The sequence below is a fragment of the Acinetobacter sichuanensis genome, from assembly GCF_003024515.2.
GTDB lineage: Bacteria > Pseudomonadota > Gammaproteobacteria > Pseudomonadales > Moraxellaceae > Acinetobacter > Acinetobacter sichuanensis.
The window spans coordinates 1-3,542 of sequence record NZ_PYIX02000103.1; the positions used below are offsets into that span (position 1 = coordinate 1).

Annotated in this window: 6 protein-coding genes; 4 read left to right on the top strand and 2 right to left on the bottom strand. The window is 30.2% G+C overall.

The features are described 5' to 3' along the window. Nucleotides 1-468: 468 nt before the first annotated feature. The 4 genes from C9E89_RS23465 to C9E89_RS21915 all read left to right on the top strand — a co-directional run bounded on the left by C9E89_RS23465 (nucleotide 469) and on the right by C9E89_RS21915 (nucleotide 2,089). A complete protein-coding gene (locus C9E89_RS23465) occupies nucleotides 469-639 on the top strand; it encodes a hypothetical protein (protein WP_171405201.1) in 171 nt (56 codons plus the stop codon). Nucleotides 640-708: 69 nt separating this feature from the next. Continuing rightward, nucleotides 709-1,071 carry a hypothetical protein gene (locus tag C9E89_RS21905; RefSeq protein WP_107010216.1) on the top strand — a complete coding sequence of 121 codons (363 nt, stop codon included), beginning with the start codon at nucleotides 709-711 and terminating at the stop codon, nucleotides 1,069-1,071. 185 nt (nucleotides 1,072-1,256) lie between these two features. After that, nucleotides 1,257-1,442 carry a hypothetical protein gene (locus C9E89_RS21910; RefSeq protein WP_107010217.1) on the top strand — a complete coding sequence of 62 codons (186 nt, stop codon included), beginning with the start codon at nucleotides 1,257-1,259 and terminating at the stop codon, nucleotides 1,440-1,442. A gap of 2 nt (nucleotides 1,443-1,444) precedes the next feature. Beyond that, the gene (locus tag C9E89_RS21915) at nucleotides 1,445-2,089 is read left to right on the top strand and encodes a Fic/DOC family protein (protein WP_107010218.1); all 645 of its coding nucleotides are present in this window, start codon (nucleotides 1,445-1,447) and stop codon (nucleotides 2,087-2,089) included. Nucleotides 2,090-2,220: 131 nt separating this feature from the next. On the opposite strand, the gene C9E89_RS21920 is transcribed toward C9E89_RS21915, so the two are convergent. Both C9E89_RS21920 and C9E89_RS21925 read right to left on the bottom strand, forming a co-directional pair. Beyond that, nucleotides 2,221-3,117 carry a HEPN domain-containing protein gene (locus C9E89_RS21920; protein ID WP_107010219.1) on the bottom strand — a complete coding sequence of 299 codons (897 nt, stop codon included), beginning with the start codon at nucleotides 3,115-3,117 and terminating at the stop codon, nucleotides 2,221-2,223. A gap of 207 nt (nucleotides 3,118-3,324) precedes the next feature. Further along, a partial coding sequence (locus C9E89_RS21925; RefSeq protein ID WP_107010220.1) for a hypothetical protein occupies nucleotides 3,325-3,542 on the bottom strand: 218 nt, incomplete at its 5' end.

Below are 3,542 nucleotides of genomic sequence, written 5' to 3' on the forward strand. Positions count from 1 at the left end.
TGGTTCTTTTAAATCCTTTTTATTTCAATAACTTAATTAATTAAAAAACCGCCATTCATCCGCAAAAAGCCGACCTCGTTACATGTCGGCGTTTTTTTAAACGAAATTGTCATTTTTTGTCTATAAAATCGGTTAAAAAATAGTCAAAAATGCAATTTCCCCTGATTTCTCAATACTCGCATTTCTGAAATTATCCGCATTTTCTGCGGACAACTCTTGGGATAAATTCACCCTACTGTAAGCCTAAATTTTAAAGTTAAGATTTGGTATAAGACGAGTGATATAAAAACATAAAAATTATTTACGATTAAGAATAGATTCATTCGAATATATTCATTTTTTATACATTAATTCATTTATTTACTAAATATGTAACAAAATATTCCAAATATAACAACAATAATTTTCTTATCATTTGTTATGTTCAATCTAGATTAGTACTCAATTATCTTTAAGGAGAAAATAGATATGTCTAATCAAATAATGGCATCTCCTTCGGTAACTTCTGATGAACATGGAGCTACTATAGACTATGGTCACGGTGTAGTTGAACATACTCGTGAAACACAAAAAGAAGCAGAAGACCGCATAAAAAAAGAAGTAGAAGATCGAGGAGAAAAGCCTTCAAATAGCCAATAAAGACATCAAACGCTCAAAGAACTCTACCTAAATTAAATAACCTTATTTAAAACAACCAAGGAAATAATTATGAGTGAAAAAATTGAGAATTTATTGCACTTAAGTGAAGAAGAAATTTTTCAGCAATTAAAGTCTTTTGATGATCTTAATATTGACGTTAACCTAGATGATCTATCTAGTCTGAACGATGATGATGTTGAAAATGATGTTCATAGTCATGATAAATCTGTCATTAAAAAAGCTTCATTGAAAAAAGCTTGGCGTAAAATCAACCATGTGACATGCACTATTTACAAAGAAAACCCAAAAATCGGAGATCAAGAATTAATAGATGCCGTCATAAAAGCCTTAGGTATCACAGGACAATGGGAAATAGCCCTAGTCGCACTGGCACTTAAAAAAGGTTTAAATAAAATTTGTAATTTAAACTAGACGTTCAGAACATCAGCCTCTTCGCTTAACCATGCACTGCAACAAAATGTATGGTTATGCGAAAAAAGTACAAACACCAAGTTCTCATAAGAGATTTTATGTTAAATAAAAGGATTTAATTCCTTTTTAGAAGAAAAAATGATATATCCTGAAAGTTAATTTAAGTTATCTCAAGTGAGAATTTTATGAAAAAAGTTATTGGTATGAGAAGTAGCCGTACTCAAGCTTTTCAAGTCGTAAAAGCTTCATTCGCAGTAGATAATTTGGTTATAGACAATAGAGGTTTACAATCAATACATGAATATGTGAATGGTTCTAAGACATTTGAACAAACTAGAAATACATTAGTTGAAATGTATCGTGTGCGCTAAAAATGCTTTTTGATGATGAGCTACACTATTATTTAACAGAAGAAGACTTTTTTGATGACCCATTTTGTGATGAAAATGGGGTCTTAAAAAACAACCTTGGTATTTCTAACACCAAAGATCTGAATGATGCTGAAAAAGCTCTTAGTGCCTTACAAAATACTAGATTGCAAGAAAATATTCATATCTTTCTAGGTGACTTTGATTTAGAACACTTACAAAATATACATTATGAATTATTCCAAGATGTTTATCCTTGGGCTGGCCAATTAAGACAGGCGAACACCTATAAAGGCGAATGTATATTTCTTCGATATCTAAACATAGTTCCTTTGTCCAGTTTATTATTCTCATGCTTAAAAAATAATTTCCAATATTTAATTGATAATAAAGAAAATATAGATTTAATTTGTACCTTTTTAGCAAGATTTTTTGTGGTTTTAAATTATATACATCCATTTAGAGAAGGTAATGGTCGCTCTCAACGTTTCATGTTGGGGCAAATCTTATTTAACTTAGGTTATACAATTGATTGGACTACTGTTAGCTCTGATGCCATGAATCAGGCGGTTATCTCTGGATGGAAACAAGGTAATTTCAAGCTAACTGAAAAGATGATTAAGCTAAATATCGAGAAATTAGTAGATTAATAATAAGTTCATGTAGATAACTGACTGTTTTCCAAACCTGTAGATCGAAATTCTTATATTTGGAAACAATTCATTGTAAAGAGTCCAGATAAAAATCTGGACTAATAATAAAGACTAAATTTTGACTTAAGTTAAAATGGAAAATCATCCGAAGATAAAGAGCTATAGTCTATTTTAGGACTTAATTTAGAAAGAGTTTTCTCTAAATTTTCTACTAAACTTTTAGCATTATCAATTAACTCGGAAATTTCATTGTCTTTAACATTTATAGATTCTCTTTCTTTTGTAATACCTGCTCGATGCACACAATCGTGACGAATTTTTACGGCTCTTCCGAACCATCCAATGTCACCAAAATCATGATCTAAAACAGATTTGAACATTTTTTTTATTTTATCAACACGATGAAAAATTATGTCATTTAAGTGTTTACTAACATAATCTTCAATAAGATTTTCTTTATTTAAAAGATCACCAATATCAAATTTTAAGTCTTTTAGTTGGGGATCAGTCAAGCATAGTCTGTTTAATAGTTGTTTCGAATTTAAAACTGTATGAATAAATGATGCAGATAAATATCCTTCTATAGCAGCTACAATGTGTGCATATATCATCGTGTTTAAAGAGGTATTTAGAATTGGACTAACCTGGATAGACTGTTTTAAGTCTTCAACAATACTTAGTTGTTTATACAGAACTTCTTTATGTTCATTAGATTCAATAATCCATTCTAATTCCTGTAATTCATTCCTATTGTAATAAGGAAAGCCATAGTTAATATATTTTGAAGAGTCTTCTTGGAAGTAACAAGTTGCAGAATAGAAAGTATTAGAAACGATAATCAGATGTTCATGACCACATTTATCACAATAAATTTCTGTTTCCACTTCAGTTGTACTGTCTCTATTTTTCTCTGCCATAAAATTTGGATCTGGAACATAAACAAAAGTTTCAACATGTTGGGCACACTGATTGCATTCAAAAGATACATCCATTACTAAGCTTTCTAAATCTTCACAATGTTCCATAAAAATCTGCTCCTAAATTTTAAGATTTCCTAAAATTAACATAATACACCTTATGCGAAATGCGTTATAATTATCTATAGAAATCAATGCTGTAGTTTCTATTTTATAGCCCGAACATCCCTGTTCGGGCTTTTTTTATGATTTTTCACGTTCCACGCCTAATGTTTAATCAATGTTTCACAGTTTTAATTAAATAAACTGAATAATTTAGTCAGTATGATTTAAGCGTTCGTCTTGAATAAGACCATCTAATTCATCCTCTAAATCTTCAATCTTACTATTGAGAGATAAAATAGAGTTTTTTAAACGTTCATTTTCAGGAACGCCAGGATGTTTTAATTTTTTAAAAATCTCTAATAATTCGCTGCGATGAGTGCGTAACCTTTCAATGTCACTTTCAAGAGCCATCCTTGGCGTCCAAAGTG